Genomic DNA, 14,647 nt, shown 5'->3' with positions numbered 1-14,647 from the left:
GCAACCGGCGGGCCAAACGCGTTCGCTCGATCGGGCGAGTAATCCGACTGATCGTCAGCAGGTCAGGACCGGCCGAGGCGGCGCACCAGCATCGAGGACGGCACCGGGCGGGCGCCGCTGCGGCGCACCCCGTCGGCGACCTCCTTGTCGGAGGAGACCACGATCAGCGGCCGGCCCTGGGGCTCGGCGGCGACGAGCCTGCGGATGAGCGCGTCCGCGATCTCGCCGCCCTTGGAGAACAGCACCCTGACCCCCTTGTGCGGGGGCACCGGGACCGGGCCGGCCAGCTCGGCGCCGTCGAAGACGCAGGTGATCTCCGCGCCGGTGCGCGCGGCGATGCCGCCGAGGCCTTTGAGCAGCCTGATCCGCTGCTCGTGCAGGGACAGCGTGGGGAACCCGGTCTTCGTCACGTTGTAGCCGTCGACGATCAGGTGCGCGCGGGGCAGCGCCAGCATCGCATCGAGCAGCGCCGGGTCGTCGCCGGCCCTGGCCTGGCCCTCGACGTCGTGGGCGCCGATGGCGTCGGCGCGCACGGCCTCGACCGTGTCGGCCGGGCGGGCGCTGCTGGGCGCGATGGCCAGCTCGCGCTGCAGGCCCGCGGCGGCCTCGCTGATGGTGTCGAGCAGCAGCCGCAGCCGTAGGTCGTCGGCGCCGCGGCTGGCCTTGCCGGCCTTGCGGGACGACTCGAGCGCGGCCTCGGCCTCGGTCAGCCGGGTCCGCACCCGGCGCAGCTCGGCCTCGGCGGCCGCGACCTGGACCGCGGCGGCGTTCTGCACGACGCCGCCCTCCGCGAGGGCCTCGCGGGCCTGGGCCTGGGCGCGGCGCATGTCGGCCTCGAGCTGGCGGATGCGCCGCCGCAGCGAGTCGCCCTCGCGCCGCTCGGCGGTCAGCTCCGCCTTCAGCGTGTCGATCTCGCTCTTGGCCTGTTCGCGCAGCGTGTCGATCTCGGCCTTGAGCCTGGCCACCTCGTCGCCCAGATGCTCGTCCGCCAGCGCGCGCTCGGACTCGCGCGCGGCGAGCTCGGCCTGCTCGAGCAGGAGCGTCCAGCCCTCCGGACGCAGCACATAGGCGATGGCCGCGACGTCGCGCGGGTCGGCGGCCGGCGGGATGTGGCCGGCGAAGAGGGTCTGGGCCACCTCCGGGTACGTCTCGCGCACCCGCTCGGCCACCCGGCCGCGGAAGACCCCGTCCGCCTCGAGCGCAGCCGCGAGCGGCGTGGCCGCGAGCCTGGCCCGCTTGGCCGGGGTGAACCGGGCGAAGGGACGCAGCGAGGCCGGCAGGGCCGCGTGGCTCAGGCCGCCCGCCACCTGCGCCGCGAAGTCGAGCACGCGGGCGCGCACCGGCTCGGAGAGCGTGGCGACGAGGTCGACGTGGGAGTCGGGGGCGCCGTCGGCCGGGTGTGCGGCCGCATCCTGCGGGGCGTATGCGGCCGCGTCGTCGGCGGCGTCGTCCGGCGCGGGATCGGCGGCGGCCACGGGCGCCACGGAGACCGGCGGCGCCGGGGGCTCGGGCGCGTGCGGCGGCAGTGGCGGCGCCGGCGGCGTGGGCGCGGCGGGGGGCTCGGGCGCGCCGAGCGCGTCCGCCCCGGCATCCTCGCCGCTCATCATCCGCCTCTCGTCGCCACCGACTGTCGGTATTCGGGTATTTCCCAGGGTAGACGCTTTCACGCGCCCGGCGAGAGCCCCCGCGCGCTCCGGCGCGGGCCCGTCGTAAGCTGGCCTCATGGTGACCGCGATAGTGATGATCAAGGCCGAGACCGGGCTCGTTCCGGAGACCGCCACCTCGGTGGCGGCGCTCGACGGTGTGAGCGAGGTCTACTCGGTGACCGGTGAGTGGGACCTGATCGCCATCGCGCGGGTGCCCCGGCACGAAGACCTCGCCGACCTCATCCCCGGCAGGCTCAACAAGGTCCAGGGCGTCCTGCGTACCGAGACCCACACGGCCTTCCGCGCCTACAGCGACGTCGATCTCGAGGCGGCCTTCGCGCTCGGTCTCGAGTAGCCGGGGCCCGAGCAGGCCGGGCCCTGACGGCCGGGCCCGAGCAGGCCGGGGCGCGGTGACGGCCGCGGCGCGTCCCGCCGCGCACACCGGCACCACGGATCCCACCGCCACCACAGCCCCGACAAACACGTTCCCCTCCGCACCTCGACGGTACGGAGGGGAACTGCTGTGTGGCTACAGCTTTTTCGTGCTTCGCGGCCCGCGCGGACTCAGTGGTGGCCGCTGGTGATCGACTCGTGGTACTCCTCGGCCGTGGGCTTCTCCACCCGCTGGCCGAAGTACCACTGCGTCGCCTTGGCCCGCAGCTTCGCGCGGCGCAGGTTCGGGGCCGGGACGCCGTTGGCGTCGGTGACCTCGGTCAGCGTCAGCGGGCGGTGCACGTCGTGCGCCGTCAGCTTGTGCAGCTCGCCCTGCGAGAGCGGGGTGTGGACCTCGGAGAACGCGCCCTCCGGGGACCGGGTGATGATGCCGGACTCGGCGCCGTGCAGCACCTTGTCGCGGTCGCGCCGCTGCAGCCCGAAGCAGATCCTCCGGGTGAGCCAGAACGCGAAGATCGGTCCCAGGATGATCAGGAACCTGCATACCCAGGTGATCGATTCCACCGAGAGGTTGAACCGGATGGCGATCAGGTCGTTACCGCCGTTGAGCCAGCCCACGCCGTAGAACGTGATGCCGGCGACGCCGAGCGCGGTACGGGTCGGCATGTTGCGCGGGCGGTCCAGGATGTGGTGCTCGCGCTTGTCGCCGGTGATCCAGGCCTCGATGAACGGATACAGCGCGATGCCGCCGAACAGGATTCCCGGTACGACCGCGAAGGGCACCAGGACGTTCAACGACAGGGTGTGGCCCCAGAAGTTGAACTCCACGTTCGGCATCATGCGCAGAGCGCCTTCGAAGAAGCCGATGTAGAAGTCCGGCTGCGATCCGGCCGTGATCTGGTTGGGCACGTACGGCCCGTACACCCAGATCGGGTTGATCGAGACCAGGCCGCCGAGCAGGGCGATGAAGCCGAACACGACGAAGAAGAAACCGCCGGCCTTGGCCATGTACACCGGCATCAGCGGCAGGCCGACCACGTTCTTGTCGTTGCGTCCCGGACCCGCCCACTGCGTGTGCTTCTGGTAGAAGACCAGGATCAGGTGCGCCGTGATCAGGCCCAGGATCAGGCCGGGCACCAGCAGGATGTGGATGGTGAACAGCCGCGGCACGATGTCGTGGCCGGGGAACTGCCCGCCGAACAGGAAGAACGAGATGTACGTGCCGACGATCGGGATCGACAGGACCAGGCCCTGCATGATCCGCAGACCGGTGCCCGAGAGCAGGTCGTCCGGCAGCGAGTAGCCGCAGAAGCCCTCGGCCAGCGCCAGCGTGAACAGGCCGAAGCCGATGATCCAGTTGAGCTCGCGCGGCTTGCGGAACGCGCCGGTGAAGAACACCCGGAGCATGTGCACCATGATGCCCATCACGAAGACCAGGGCGGCCCAGTGGTGGATCTGGCGCATCAGCAGGCCGCCGCGCACGTCGAAGGACAGGTTCAGGGTCGAGGCGTAGGCCTCGGACATCCTGATGCCGTCCAGCGGCGTGTACGAGCCGTTGTACGTCACGTCGCCCATGGACGGCGTGAAGAACAGGGTCAGGAAGATGCCCGACAGCAGCAGGATGATGAAGCTGTAGAGGCAGACCTCACCCAACATGAACGACCAGTGGTCGGGGAAGATCTTGCGCAGGTTCTTCTTGGCCGCGCCGGCGATGCCGAGCCGCTGGTCCAGGTAGTCCGCGGCCTTCCCGCCCAGCGTGGTCGGGACGATTTCCTCGCCCGCAGTGGAAGTGCTCATCCGCGTTCCCAGAAGCTCGGGCCGACCGGCTGGTTGAAGTCGCTGCGAGCGACCAGGTAGCCGTCGGCGTTCACAGTGATCGGAAGCTGCGGCAGCGAGCGCGCCGCCGGGCCGAAGATGACCCTGCCGTCGTCCGAGAGGTCGAACGTCGACTGGTGGCACGGGCACAGCATGTGGTGGGTCTGCTGCTCGTAGAGCGCCACCGGGCAGCCCACGTGGGTGCAGATCTTGGAGAAGGCCACGATGCCGTGGTAGCCCCAGTCACGCTCCTGCGAGGACTTGATGTCGGCCTCGTTCATCCGCACGAGCAGGATGGAGGACTTGACCATCATGTTGTTGAAGTCGTCGCCGGCCGAGAGCGCCGCCTTGGGGCGGGCGTTGACCAGCGAGCCGATGGTGATGTCCTCCGGCCGGATGCCCTGGCCGGTGGTGCCGTCCAGCGACACGGTGTTGTCGTTGATGATCAGCTCGCCGCCGGTCCACGCCGTGTAGCGCAGCGCGTTGCCCGGCAGCGGGCCGAGGTCGCGCAGGATCCACAGCGCCGGCAGCGGCAGCACCGCCATGGCGCCGATCAGGGTGCGGCGGATGAGCGGACGCTTCTTCCAGTCCGAGTCCTCCACGCCCTGCTGGAACTCGGCGATCGCGGCGGCCTTGTCCTCGTTGCTGGACTCGTACTCGTGCCGCTCCTGCGGGATCTCGACGTCCGTCATCAGGGTGCGGGCCCAGTAGATGGCACCCGCGCCCATCGAGAACAGCGCCACGCCCAGGCACACGCCGAGGGCGAAGTTGGACGCCGACATCGCGCCGATGGGGAAGAAGTTCACCAGCGACTGGCGGTTGTTCGGGACCTGCGTGTAGCAGACCATGAACGCGATCGTGGCGACCGCGGACAGCACGAACAGGCCCGCCACGATGCGCTCGGAGCGCTTGGCGGCCTTCTCGCTGATGTCGGTCAGCCGGGGATGGTGCTCCGGCAGGCCGGGGTCGGCGAACGGGTCGCCGGACGGGACCACGTGGCCGTGTCCGTGCTCGTCGACGGCCACCGGTCCGTGTCCGTGCTCGTCGTGCTCAGTCATGTCACCGCTCATGGTCTACTTGCCCCCCTTCTTGGCGGCAGCCTGGGCGACGCGCTCGGCCGAGGCCTTGGTGGTGTGCGCCGCGATCCAGACCGCGAACAGCAGCAGCGCGATCAGGCCGAAGGTCCAGATGAACAGGCCCTCGGACGTCGGCCCGATCCGGCCGAGGCCGGCGCCTCCGTAGTTGGCCTCGTCCCGGGTGGAGACGATGTAGGAGATGATCGCCTGCTTCTCAGCGGACGGCAGGACGGTGTTCGGGAACTGCGGCATGTTCTGCGGGCCGGTCAGCATGGCCTCGTACATGGCCTTCGGCGAGGTCTGGGTGAGCTCCGGGGCGAACTTGCCATCCGTGAGCACACCGCCCTCACCGGCGAAGTTGTGGCACTGCGAGCAGTTGGTACGGAACAGCACGCCACCGAGCTGCACCATCGAGTCGTTGACCGAGTACTGGCTCTGCGACGGGACCACGGGGCCACCGCCGAGGCTCTGGATGTACGCGGCCATCTCGTCGATCTGGGCCTGGGTGTAGAGCACGGCCTTCTTCTGGATCTGCGCGCCCGGCTGCTGGGCGGGCATGCGTCCGGTGGAGACCTGGAAGTCGACTGCGGCCGAGCCGGAACCGACCAGGCTGGGACCGTAGCTTGAGCCTTCGCCGTTCATACCGTGACAGCTCGAGCAGGACGTCTCATACAGCGCCTTGCCATTCGCGATGGCCTGGGCGCTGGTGTTTCCACTGTCCGCGTTCGCCGAGGCGGGCGATACGAACGCGGCGAACAAGGTGCCCGCGAAACCCAACGCGAGCACCAGGACGACGAACGCTGCCAGCGGGTGGCGTCGCCGTGTAGAGAGCGATTTCACGACTTATGTCCCTAATGGAGCTTCTCGTCCGGAGTTACTTGAGAATGTAGATAACGAAGAACAGGCCGATCCACACGACGTCGACGAAGTGCCAGTAGTACGAGACGACGATCGCCGAGATCTCCTGGTCATGCGTGAAGCGCTTGGCTTTGTAGGTACGCATGAGGACCATCAGGAAGGCGAAGAGACCGCCGGTCACGTGCAGGCCATGGAAGCCGGTGGCCAGGTAGAAGGCACTGGTCCACTGGTTCTCGGAGATCGGGTGGCCGTCGCGCACGAGGGAGGAGTACTCGTAGACCTGGAGCGAGATGAAGATCGCGCCGAGGATGAAGGCCCACATGTACCACTCGCGCATACCCCAGCGCCGCAGGTTCAGCAGCGATCCGGTGCGCTTGACCTGGTGGCGCTCTGCCGCGAACACGCCGAACTGGCACGGGAACGAGGACGCGACCAGGATGATCGTGTTGACCGACGAGAGCTTGACGTTGAGATTGCTCGCGTTCTGCTCGAAGAACGAGTTCCCCGAGACCGACCGCAGCGTGAAGTAGATCGCGAACAGCGCCGCGAAGAACATCAGCTCGGAGGCCAGCCAGATGATCGTCCCGACACTGACCAGGTTGGGCCTATTGGGCACCCGGTGCGCGGGTGCGGCTTGGGTTGCAGTTGCTGTCGCCACGGCGGCCATTATTGCCTCTTGCCGCTACCGCCCCATCGCCGGGGTACCCCTTTGGGCCGGGTGTCGCTGACGATCCATCGAATGGCGGCGCGGAAACCGGACGCGATTAGACCAAACGGGGAAGAAGTCACCGGGACGCCGGTGCGTGAGCGTCCGTCAGCACGTCGGCGGCGGGCCGGGGTCGAACGTGTCCGCACGACTCCTGCCGCGTTATCAGATCGTTAGGGCTGGTTTCCGTCGAGGCCGCGTCCTACGCTGGGTCGCACGCTCACCCGCCGTCACCGGCCGGGGGCGCCGTACTGCGCGCGATCAACAGGGTGCCGCACCGCGGCATTCGCAGTCCTCGAAGTGGAGGCGTGTTCATGTCCGCAGCAGCCTTGGCCGATACGTCCGGGTCCGGGGCCTTGGGGTCCACCGCCGTGGGCGCACCGCCGCCGGCTCCGGCCAAGACCCTGAAAGTCCTGCTCTACAGCGACGACGCGCAGGTGCGCGAGAGCCTGCGGCTGGCCCTCGGCACCCGGCCGGACCCGGACCTGCCCGCGCTCGCCCTCGAGGAGTTCGCCACGGCCGCCGCGCTGATCGAGCGGATGGACGCCTCGGTCAAGGGGGTCCGGGCCGACCTGTTGATCCTGGACGGTGAGGCCGTGCCGGTCGGCGGGATGGGCCTGGCCCGCCAGCTCAAGGACGAGATCTATCAGTGCCCGCCGCTGCTGGTGCTGACCGGGCGGGCGCAGGACGGCTGGCTGGCCACCTGGGCGCGGGCGGACGCGGTGGTCGCGCACCCGATCGACCCGGTCCGGCTGGCCGAGGTGGCCGTGGGGCTGCTGCGTCCCCGGGTGGGCTGACCGGCCGGACACACGGGCCGGGCCGCACGGCGCCGGCCCGGTCCGGCCACCGGACGACCACACTGCGTCGCATCTTTTCCGCGTAGGCTGGGGGCGGATCCCGGGGCTTGGTCCCCGGGCGTACCCGAGCAGCGGAAGGAGGGCCAGGAACGATGACGGCAGTGGAGGGCACCCACACCTGGCCCTCGGTACTGGGTGCACTGATCCGGCGGGAAGACCTCTCGGCCGAGGCCACGGCCTGGGCCATGAACGAGATCATGTCCGGGGCGGCCACCTCGGCGCAGGTGGCCGCGTTCGCGGTGACGCTGCGGGCCAAGGGCGAGACCGTGCAGGAGCTCGAGGCGCTGGCCGCGACCATGTACCGGCACGCCAACGTGCTCGTGGTGCCGGGGCCGACGGTTGACGTGGTGGGCACCGGCGGGGACGGCGCGAAGACCGTCAACATCTCCACCATGTCCGCGATCGTCGCGGCGGGCGCGGGCGCGCGCGTGGTCAAGCACGGCAACCGGGCCGCGTCCTCGGCCTCGGGGGCCGCGGACGTGCTCGAGGAGCTCGGCGTACGGCTGGATCTGACGCCGCAGCAGGTGGCGGCGGTGGCCGAGACGGCCGGGATCACCTTCTGTTTCGCGCAGACCTTCCACGCGGCACTGCGGCACGCGGGCGTGGCCCGCAAGGAGATCGGCGTGCCGACCACCTTCAACCTGCTCGGCCCGCTGACGAACCCGGCGCGGGTCAAGGCGCAGGCGGTGGGCGTGGCGGACCTGCGGATGGCGCCGATGGTGGCCGGGGTGCTGGCCGGCCGGGGTAACAGCGCACTGGTCTTCCGCGGCCAGGACGGCCTGGACGAGCTGACCGTGACGACCACCTCCACGGTGTGGACCGCGCACGCGGGCACCGTGGTGGAGGAGACCTTCGACCCGCGTTCGGTGGGCATCGAGCTGGCGCCGGTGGAGGCGTTGCGCGGCGCGGACGCGGCGTACAACGCGGACGTGGCGCGCAAGCTGCTGGCCGGGGACACCGGGCCGGTGCGGGACGCGGTGCTGCTCAACGCGGGTGCGACGCTGGCCGCGCTGGCCGCGCTCGAGGTGCCGGCCGGGCAGCTGGCCCCGCTGGCCGAGCGGCTGGACGCGGGCGTGCGCCGGGCCGCCGCCTCGCTGGACTCCGGAGCCGCGGCCGCCGCGCTCGAGCGCTGGTGCGCCGCGACCCGCGCGGTCTGATTCGGTACCGCGGTCTGATCCGGCAGCCGTCCCGGCCTCGCGAGGACTGGGGCGCAATCCGGGCAAAAGCACGCTTAATACCCTTCGGCTCCTGATCCAAACCCGGGGCCGAAGGGTATTACCGTCGGAACGGTTCACTCCTACGCCGCAGCGTTTCACCCGAACGGTCTACATGCGGGGGCGTACGAGCCTCGCGGCAGGCGGGTCGGACGCCTCCGGCGACGCGTCGGAGCACGAACCGTCGAGCGTTGAGCGGCCTCAGCCGGAGAGCACCGCGCGCAGCTCTTCGAGTCGATCGCGCACGGCCTGCTTGTTGTCGGTGGTGGCCCACAGGTCCATCCACTCGCTGTCCGAGCCGCCGACCCGGTCCAGGGCGGCCAGGGCCAGCCGGGCGCAGGCGGTGTCGGTGACCGGGCGGTGCACGGTGAGCCACTCGTCCACGGACGGGTTCCCGGTGGCCGCGCTGCGCGAGCGTCCGGCCGCGACCAGCCCCGCGGCGGCCACGGCCAGGTGTCCCTCGGCCAGCTCGACCCGGCCGGGCCGCCCGGCCACGGCCGACAGGACCGAGCTGAGCTTCGCCGGAACCTCGGGGTCCGGGGTCTCCTCGATCTCGTCGAAGAAGTCCATCGCGACGTCGTTGTCGAACGGCCCGACCTGCCAGGTACCCATCCTGCTGCCAACCTCCCGGTTCGAGCCCCCCGCGTGGCCGGCTCCCACGAAGGGGCCTTCCTACGCACGGTAACCGGGAATGCGCGCCCGCGCTACGCGGGCGCGCCCGAGCCCCTCGCTAAGCGCTGACCGGTTTCCCGTTGAGCGTCGCCCCATACGCCGAGCCCTTGAGCAGGGTCGCCCAGTCCAGCGTGAAGGTGCAGATGCCGTTGGACACCGCGACCTCGCGCTTGCGGCTGCCGTTGATGGTCACGACGTCGCCGGTCTGGACGATGTTGTAGAACCACTCGGCGTCCACCGTGCGGCAGTGCACGCAGCCGTGCGAGTCGTCGTTGGCGTGGCCGATCTCCCCGTCCCACGGCGCGGCGTGCACGTACGTGCCGCTCCAGGTGATCTGGGTGGCCCAGTTCACGAAGTCGTCGTAGGTGTCGCCGGGGCCGTAGTTGCCCTTCATCTCCACCGGGTTGCCCTTGCCCAGGACGCTCATGGTGCCGGTGTAGGTGACGAAGGTCTCCGCGCTGAGCATGCCGGTGTCGATCGGGAAGGTCCGGATGACCTTGCCGTTCTGGTAGCAGGTGGCGGAGTACGTGTCCTTGTCCACGATCAGCCGCAGGTCGGTGTCGCGGATGGTGAAGTCGTGCGAGGCGTAGTCCTTCACGCCGAACTGGTGCTCGCCGAGCCGGACGCCGTTGAGGTCGAAGGAGATCGAGACCTTCGTGTTCACGGCCCAGAAGTCCTTCGGCCGCCAGTCCAGCACGGCGCCGTCGGTCGAGTTCGACACCCAGTACCAGGCGCCGGCCACCGCCGGGCTGGTCGTGACGACGCAGGCCTTCTCCAGCGCGGCGCGGTACTCGGCGGGCACGTAGTTGGAGAAGGTGACCCGGATCGGCTGGCCCACGCCCACGGTCGAGCCGCGCGGCGGCACCACCGAGGAGACGCCGAAGGCGGCCGAGGGCTTGAGCGTGTGGAAGGAGACGACGCTCGACTTGGTCTTGCCCGCCGAGTTCTTGGCGGTGACGGTGAGCTGGTAGCTCGAGTTCACGTCGAGCGCGTTGGCCGAGGTCCAGGTGCTGCCGTCGGTCGAGAGCGTGCCGTTGGTCTGGTCCTGGCCGGAGAGGGAGACCGAGGCGATGGTGCCGTCGAGGACGGTGACGGTGATCGGCTTGGACGGGTCCACGCCTGACGCGCCGTCAGCCGGAGAGGTGGTGATGGTGGGCAGCGGCACGGCCGCGGCGGTCGACGCCTTCGTGCTCGCGCCGGCGCCCCCGACCCCGGCCTTCCCGGTGCTCAGCGCGCTCGGCGAGCTGGTGGAGCCGCCCGAGGACGCCAGCGCCGCGACGGCGCCGCCGATCACGACCACCCCGACCCCGCCCGCGACCAGCGCGGCCCTGCGGTCGAACCGACGCCCTGCCAGGGTGACGGTGGGACGCTCGGTCGGCGGCTGCGGCGGCTGCTGCTGCCGCGGCTGGGGCTCGGGCTCGGGCTGCGGCGGGACGAACGAGGCCGACGCGAGCGCCTGCGCCACGCCCGGCAGGGCGGTGGTGGCGGCCACAGCGGCTGCGACCTCCGTGACGGCCGTGGCCTCGGCGGGCTCGGGGGTCTCGACGGGCTCAGCGGGCGCCTGAGGGGCCGGAGCGGGCTCGGGCGAAGCAGCTGCCTCGATCAGTGTGATGATCTCCGTGGCGGCCGCCTCAGGGCCGGACTCGGAATCATCCTCGGTCTCGGCTTCAGACTCGGATTCGGCCTCCACGACCGCCTCGACCTCGATGACGTCGACCGCTTCGACGACCTCGGTGTCGACTTCCTCGACAACCTCCGCGACGACCTCTGCTTCGACCTCGACCACGATCTCGGTGTCGGACTCAACCTCGACCACCTCGACGTCGACGACCTCGACTTCGGCCTCCGCCACGACCTCGACCCCAGCCGCGTCGTCCTCGACCTCAACGGTCTCTACGACCTCTACGGTCTCTATGACTTCTACGGTCTCTTCGGTCTCTACGATCTGCTCGGTCGGCTCGACCGATATGGCCTCGTCGGCCCCCTCGACTGCCTCTTCGGCGCCATCGCCCGGAGCGACCGCGTCAGCCATGTTGTGCCTCCACCCTGCTGTGCCCGCCTTATGCGGCACCGACCACGGCACAGCGTATGCAGCAAGGGCCGGTACGGATATCCGTACCGGCCCTTGCTGAGTACTTGTTACGAACCTACGACCTGACGGTCATTCAACCGCGCGGCTTCCTAGATTCTTTTAATAGTGCTTGTTCTCGCCGCGGTAGTACTCGAACACGAATCCGTACACGCCGAACAGCGCGAACGGGGCGGCGAAGTACATCAGCCAGAAGCCGACCGCGATGCCGAGGAACGTGGCGGCCAGCGCCAGGCACAGCATCAGCGGCCACCAGCTCGTGGGCGAGAAGAAGCCCTGGTCGCCGGCGCCCTCGTGCGGCTCCGCGTCCGCCCGGTCATCCGGCCCCGGAGCGATCCGGTGAGCCGTGAAGCCGAGGTAGAAGCAGATCAGGCCGGAAAGGCCGGTGGCCATGATCAGCGCCGCCGTACCCGTCGGGTCGTGCGAGGTGATCCAGTAGAGCGCGACCATGATGATCAGGAAGCCCGTCATCCAGCCGAACAGCTTCGAGGTGACCTTCACGGATCACGCCTCCCCGGACTTCTCGCCGGACTTCTTGGCAGCCCGGCGGGTCGCCTTCTGCGCGGCGGCCTCGGCCTCGCGCTCCTTCATGAGCGCCTTCTTCGCGGCGTGGCCGCGCTCGCCGTTCTCGATCTCCATCAGCGCCACCTCGGGGTGGTGCAGGTCGAAGGCCGGGGACTCGGAGCGGACCCGGGGCAGCGAGTTGAAGTTGTGCCGCGGCGGCGGGCAGGAGGTGGCCCACTCCAGCGAGCGGCCCCAGCCCCACGGGTCGTCCACGGTCACGCGCTTGCCGGACTTGGCCGTCTTGTACACGTTGTACAGGAACGGGAACATCGAAAGCGCCAGCAGGTACGAACCGATCGTGGAGATCGTGTTCAGCGTGGTCCAGTCGTTCGAGGCCAGGTAGGTGGCGTAGCGGCGGGGCATGCCCTCGGCGCCGAGCCAGTGCTGGACCAGGAACGTGGTGTGGAAGCCGATGAACAGCGTCCAGAAGTGGATCTTGCCCAGACGCTCGTCGAGCATCTTGCCGGTCCACTTGGGCCACCAGAAGTAGAACCCGGCGAACATGGCGAACACCACCGTGCCGAACAGCACGTAGTGGAAGTGCGCGACCACGAAGTACGAGTCCTGCACCGCGAAGTCGATCGGAGGGCTGGCCAGCATGACGCCGGTCAGACCGCCGAACAGGAACGTCACCAGGAAGCCCACCGACCACAGCAGTGGTGTGTCGAAGCTCAGTGAGCCGCGCCACATGGTGCCGACCCAGTTGAAGAACTTCACGCCCGTGGGCACCGCGATCAGGTAGGTCATGAACGCGAAGAACGGGAGCATGACCGCGCCGGTGGTGAACATGTGGTGCGCCCACACCGTCACCGAAAGGCCCGCGATCGAGAGCGTCGCGAAGACCAGGCCGGAGTAGCCGAAGACGGGCTTGCGGCTGAAGACCGGGATGACCTCGGAGATGATGCCGAAGAACGGCAGCGCGACGATGTAGACCTCGGGATGGCCGAAGAACCAGAACAGGTGCTGCCACAGGATCGAGCCGCCGTTGGAGGCGTCGAAGATGTGCGCGCCGAGCCGGCGGTCCGCCTCGAGCGCGAACAGCGCCGCGGCCAGGACCGGGAAGGCCAGGAGCACCAGCACCGAGGTGAGCAGGATGTTCCAGGTGAAGATCGGCATGCGGAACATGGTCATACCCGGCATACGCATCGTGATGATGGTGGTGATGAAGTTCACCGAGCCGAGGATGGTGCCGAAGCCGGACAGGGCCAGACCCATGATCCACATGTCGCCGCCGGCGCCGGGCGAGTGCACGGCGTTGGACAGCGGGGAGTAGGCGAACCAGCCGAAGTCGGCCGCGCCCTGCGGGGTCAGGAAGCCGCCGATGGCGATCAGCGAGCCGAACAGGAACAGCCAGTAGGCCACCATGTTCAGCCGCGGGAAGGCCACGTCGGGGGAACCGATCTGCAGCGGCATGATCGCGTTCGCGAAGCCCGCGAACAGCGGGGTCGCGAACATCAGCAGCATGATCGTGCCGTGCATGGTGAAGGCCTGGTTGTACTGCTCGGGCGAGAGCACGTTCAGACCGGGCCGGGCCAGCTGCGTGCGGATCAGCAGGGCGAGCAGGCCGCCGAAGCCGAAGAAGATACACGAGGTGACCAGGTACAGGAAGCCGATGACCTTGTGGTCGGTGGAGGTGATCCACCGGACGAAGGTCTGTCCCGGCTGCCGGGTGCGGTACGCCGTCACCGAGGGGACGGAGGTGACCGCGGGGTCGTTGATCGCGGTCATGACGCGTCCCCTCCCACTGCGTTCTTGCCGCTGACGCTCGTCATCGGGCCGACGACACAGCGGATGCCGTCACCGGTGGTGGTCAGGTCGGTACCCGTCAGGGCCGTGTTGGTGCCACAGCCGGTCACGAGGGTGCCGCCCTGGTCCTGCGCCTGCAGCGACTTGATGTGCGCCTCGTAGTCGGCCTGGCTGACCACCTTGACGTTGAACAGCATCCGGGAGTGCTCGACACCGCACAGCTCGGCACATTCACCGATATAGGTGCCGATCCGGTCCGGGGTGACCTCGTACATGTTCACACGGCCGGGCACGACGTCCAGCTTGAACAGGAAGTTCGGGATCCAGAACGAGTGGATGACGTCCGGGGAGGTCAGGGTGAACTTGACCTCCTCGTTCACCGGCAGGTACAGCGTCGGGATCTGCCCCGGGGTGCCGATGTCGTAGGCGGTGCCCGCGTCCTTGTACGACGGGTTCGTCGTGGCCGGGCCGCCGTTGCCGTTGTCGAGCGCGGCGTCGTAGTTGTAGTTGAAGGTCCAGCTCCACTGCCGGCCGACGACGTTGATGCTGGTGTACTGCTGGTCGTTGACCTGCAGCAGCTTCGTCTCGCTCTTGGCGGTGAAGTAGAAGATCACGCCGACCATGATGAGCGGGATGCCGGTGTAGAGCAGTTCGAGCGGCATGTTGTACCGGGTCTGCGGCGGGACCTCGATGCCGTGGCGCTTGCGGCGGTAGGCGAAGCAGCACCACAGGATCAGGCCCCAGACCAGCGCGCCGACGGCGAACGCGGTGATCCACTGCCCCTGCCATAGATGCAGGATGGTGGGCGCTTCCTTGGAGGCCGGTTCCGGCATGCCGAGCCGGGTGAAGGCATTGTCGGCGCAGCCCGAGGCCGTCACCAGTACGGCAGCGGCCAACGCCGCGCCGGCGGCCAGGCGCCGCTTTCTTGACGCGTCGACGCGCGCCCGCCCCGTGCTCTCACGCGGCGGGAGAGGTCTGCGTTCAGAGCCGTGCTGACTCAACGTACCCTTC

13 protein-coding genes are annotated in these 14,647 nt (G+C 69.3%); 3 read left to right on the top strand and 10 right to left on the bottom strand.

Translation table 11 applies throughout. The features are described from left to right. Positions 1-62 precede the first annotated feature (62 nt). Positions 63-1,604 carry an NYN domain-containing protein gene (locus KDL01_RS02780; RefSeq protein WP_212526700.1) on the bottom strand — a complete coding sequence of 514 codons (1,542 nt, stop codon included), beginning with the start codon at positions 1,602-1,604 and terminating at the stop codon, positions 63-65. Positions 1,605-1,722: 118 nt separating this feature from the next. On the opposite strand from KDL01_RS02780, the gene KDL01_RS02775 reads away from it, so the two are divergent. Then, positions 1,723-2,001 carry an Lrp/AsnC family transcriptional regulator gene (locus tag KDL01_RS02775; RefSeq protein WP_212526699.1) on the top strand — a complete coding sequence of 93 codons (279 nt, stop codon included), beginning with the start codon at positions 1,723-1,725 and terminating at the stop codon, positions 1,999-2,001. A gap of 209 nt (positions 2,002-2,210) precedes the next feature. Here the strand turns inward: KDL01_RS02775 and qcrB are convergent, their stop codons facing one another. From qcrB to ctaE, 4 genes are read right to left on the bottom strand one after another with little or no spacing between them, the layout of a single operon-like run. Next, positions 2,211-3,836 carry a cytochrome bc1 complex cytochrome b subunit gene (qcrB, locus tag KDL01_RS02770; protein ID WP_212526698.1) on the bottom strand — a complete coding sequence of 542 codons (1,626 nt, stop codon included), beginning with the start codon at positions 3,834-3,836 and terminating at the stop codon, positions 2,211-2,213. Then, positions 3,833-4,912, bottom strand: a complete 1,080-nt coding sequence (qcrA, locus tag KDL01_RS02765) for a cytochrome bc1 complex Rieske iron-sulfur subunit (RefSeq protein ID WP_246575865.1) — start codon at positions 4,910-4,912, stop codon at positions 3,833-3,835. The genes qcrB and qcrA overlap by 4 nt, the downstream gene beginning before the upstream one ends. 15 nt (positions 4,913-4,927) lie before the next feature. Next, on the bottom strand, positions 4,928-5,770 hold the full coding sequence (gene qcrC / locus KDL01_RS02760; protein WP_212526696.1) for a cytochrome bc1 complex diheme cytochrome c subunit: 843 nt from the start codon (positions 5,768-5,770) through the stop codon (positions 4,928-4,930). Between the two features lie 34 nt (positions 5,771-5,804). Further along, positions 5,805-6,455 carry an aa3-type cytochrome oxidase subunit III gene (ctaE, locus tag KDL01_RS02755; protein WP_212526695.1) on the bottom strand — a complete coding sequence of 217 codons (651 nt, stop codon included), beginning with the start codon at positions 6,453-6,455 and terminating at the stop codon, positions 5,805-5,807. A gap of 353 nt (positions 6,456-6,808) precedes the next feature. Here ctaE and KDL01_RS02750 point away from each other — a divergent pair, with 353 nt between their 5' ends. Both KDL01_RS02750 and trpD read left to right on the top strand, forming a co-directional pair. After that, positions 6,809-7,291: a response regulator gene (locus KDL01_RS02750; protein WP_246575864.1), complete on the top strand. Its 483-nt coding sequence runs from the start codon at positions 6,809-6,811 to the stop codon at positions 7,289-7,291. A gap of 152 nt (positions 7,292-7,443) precedes the next feature. Continuing rightward, a complete protein-coding gene (gene trpD / locus KDL01_RS02745) occupies positions 7,444-8,508 on the top strand; it encodes an anthranilate phosphoribosyltransferase (RefSeq protein WP_212526694.1) in 1,065 nt (354 codons plus the stop codon). A gap of 258 nt (positions 8,509-8,766) precedes the next feature. Here trpD and KDL01_RS02740 read toward each other — a convergent pair whose 3' ends face one another. From KDL01_RS02740 to ctaC, 5 genes are all read right to left on the bottom strand, one after another. Further along, positions 8,767-9,177 carry a DUF4259 domain-containing protein gene (locus KDL01_RS02740; RefSeq protein WP_212526693.1) on the bottom strand — a complete coding sequence of 137 codons (411 nt, stop codon included), beginning with the start codon at positions 9,175-9,177 and terminating at the stop codon, positions 8,767-8,769. A 118-nt stretch (positions 9,178-9,295) separates the two neighbouring features. After that, a complete protein-coding gene (locus KDL01_RS02735) occupies positions 9,296-11,269 on the bottom strand; it encodes a L,D-transpeptidase (RefSeq protein WP_212526692.1) in 1,974 nt (657 codons plus the stop codon). 159 nt (positions 11,270-11,428) lie between these two features. After that, a complete protein-coding gene (locus tag KDL01_RS02730; protein WP_212526691.1) occupies positions 11,429-11,827 on the bottom strand; it encodes a cytochrome c oxidase subunit 4 in 399 nt (132 codons plus the stop codon). A 3-nt stretch (positions 11,828-11,830) separates the two neighbouring features. Continuing rightward, positions 11,831-13,618, bottom strand: a complete 1,788-nt coding sequence (gene ctaD, locus KDL01_RS02725) for an aa3-type cytochrome oxidase subunit I (protein ID WP_212526690.1) — start codon at positions 13,616-13,618, stop codon at positions 11,831-11,833. Next, positions 13,615-14,637 (bottom strand): aa3-type cytochrome oxidase subunit II, encoded by a 1,023-nt coding sequence (gene ctaC / locus KDL01_RS02720; RefSeq protein WP_438801946.1) that lies wholly within the window; start codon positions 14,635-14,637, stop codon positions 13,615-13,617. The genes ctaD and ctaC overlap by 4 nt, the downstream gene beginning before the upstream one ends. Between the last annotated feature and the right edge of the window lie 10 nt (positions 14,638-14,647).

This window comes from Actinospica durhamensis (assembly GCF_018139695.1).
Lineage (GTDB): Bacteria > Actinomycetota > Actinomycetes > Streptomycetales > Catenulisporaceae > Actinospica > Actinospica durhamensis.
Note: the sequence above shows the minus strand (reverse complement) of the source record. Positions and strands in the feature narration are given on the sequence as shown.

Coding starts and splice junctions, on each gene's coding strand:
- KDL01_RS02780 (WP_212526700.1), bottom strand. CDS start 1,604: ATGAGCGGCGAGGATGCCGGGGCGGACGCGCTCGGCGCGCCCGAGCCC.
- KDL01_RS02775 (WP_212526699.1), top strand. CDS start 1,723: ATGGTGACCGCGATAGTGATGATCAAGGCCGAGACCGGGCTCGTTCCG.
- qcrB (WP_212526698.1), bottom strand. CDS start 3,836: ATGAGCACTTCCACTGCGGGCGAGGAAATCGTCCCGACCACGCTGGGC.
- qcrA (WP_246575865.1), bottom strand. CDS start 4,912: ATGACTGAGCACGACGAGCACGGACACGGACCGGTGGCCGTCGACGAG.
- ctaE (WP_212526695.1), bottom strand. CDS start 6,455: ATGGCCGCCGTGGCGACAGCAACTGCAACCCAAGCCGCACCCGCGCAC.
- KDL01_RS02750 (WP_246575864.1), top strand. CDS start 6,809: ATGTCCGCAGCAGCCTTGGCCGATACGTCCGGGTCCGGGGCCTTGGGG.
- trpD (WP_212526694.1), top strand. CDS start 7,444: ATGACGGCAGTGGAGGGCACCCACACCTGGCCCTCGGTACTGGGTGCA.
- KDL01_RS02740 (WP_212526693.1), bottom strand. CDS start 9,177: ATGGGTACCTGGCAGGTCGGGCCGTTCGACAACGACGTCGCGATGGAC.
- KDL01_RS02735 (WP_212526692.1), bottom strand. CDS start 11,269: ATGGCTGACGCGGTCGCTCCGGGCGATGGCGCCGAAGAGGCAGTCGAG.
- ctaD (WP_212526690.1), bottom strand. CDS start 13,618: ATGACCGCGATCAACGACCCCGCGGTCACCTCCGTCCCCTCGGTGACG.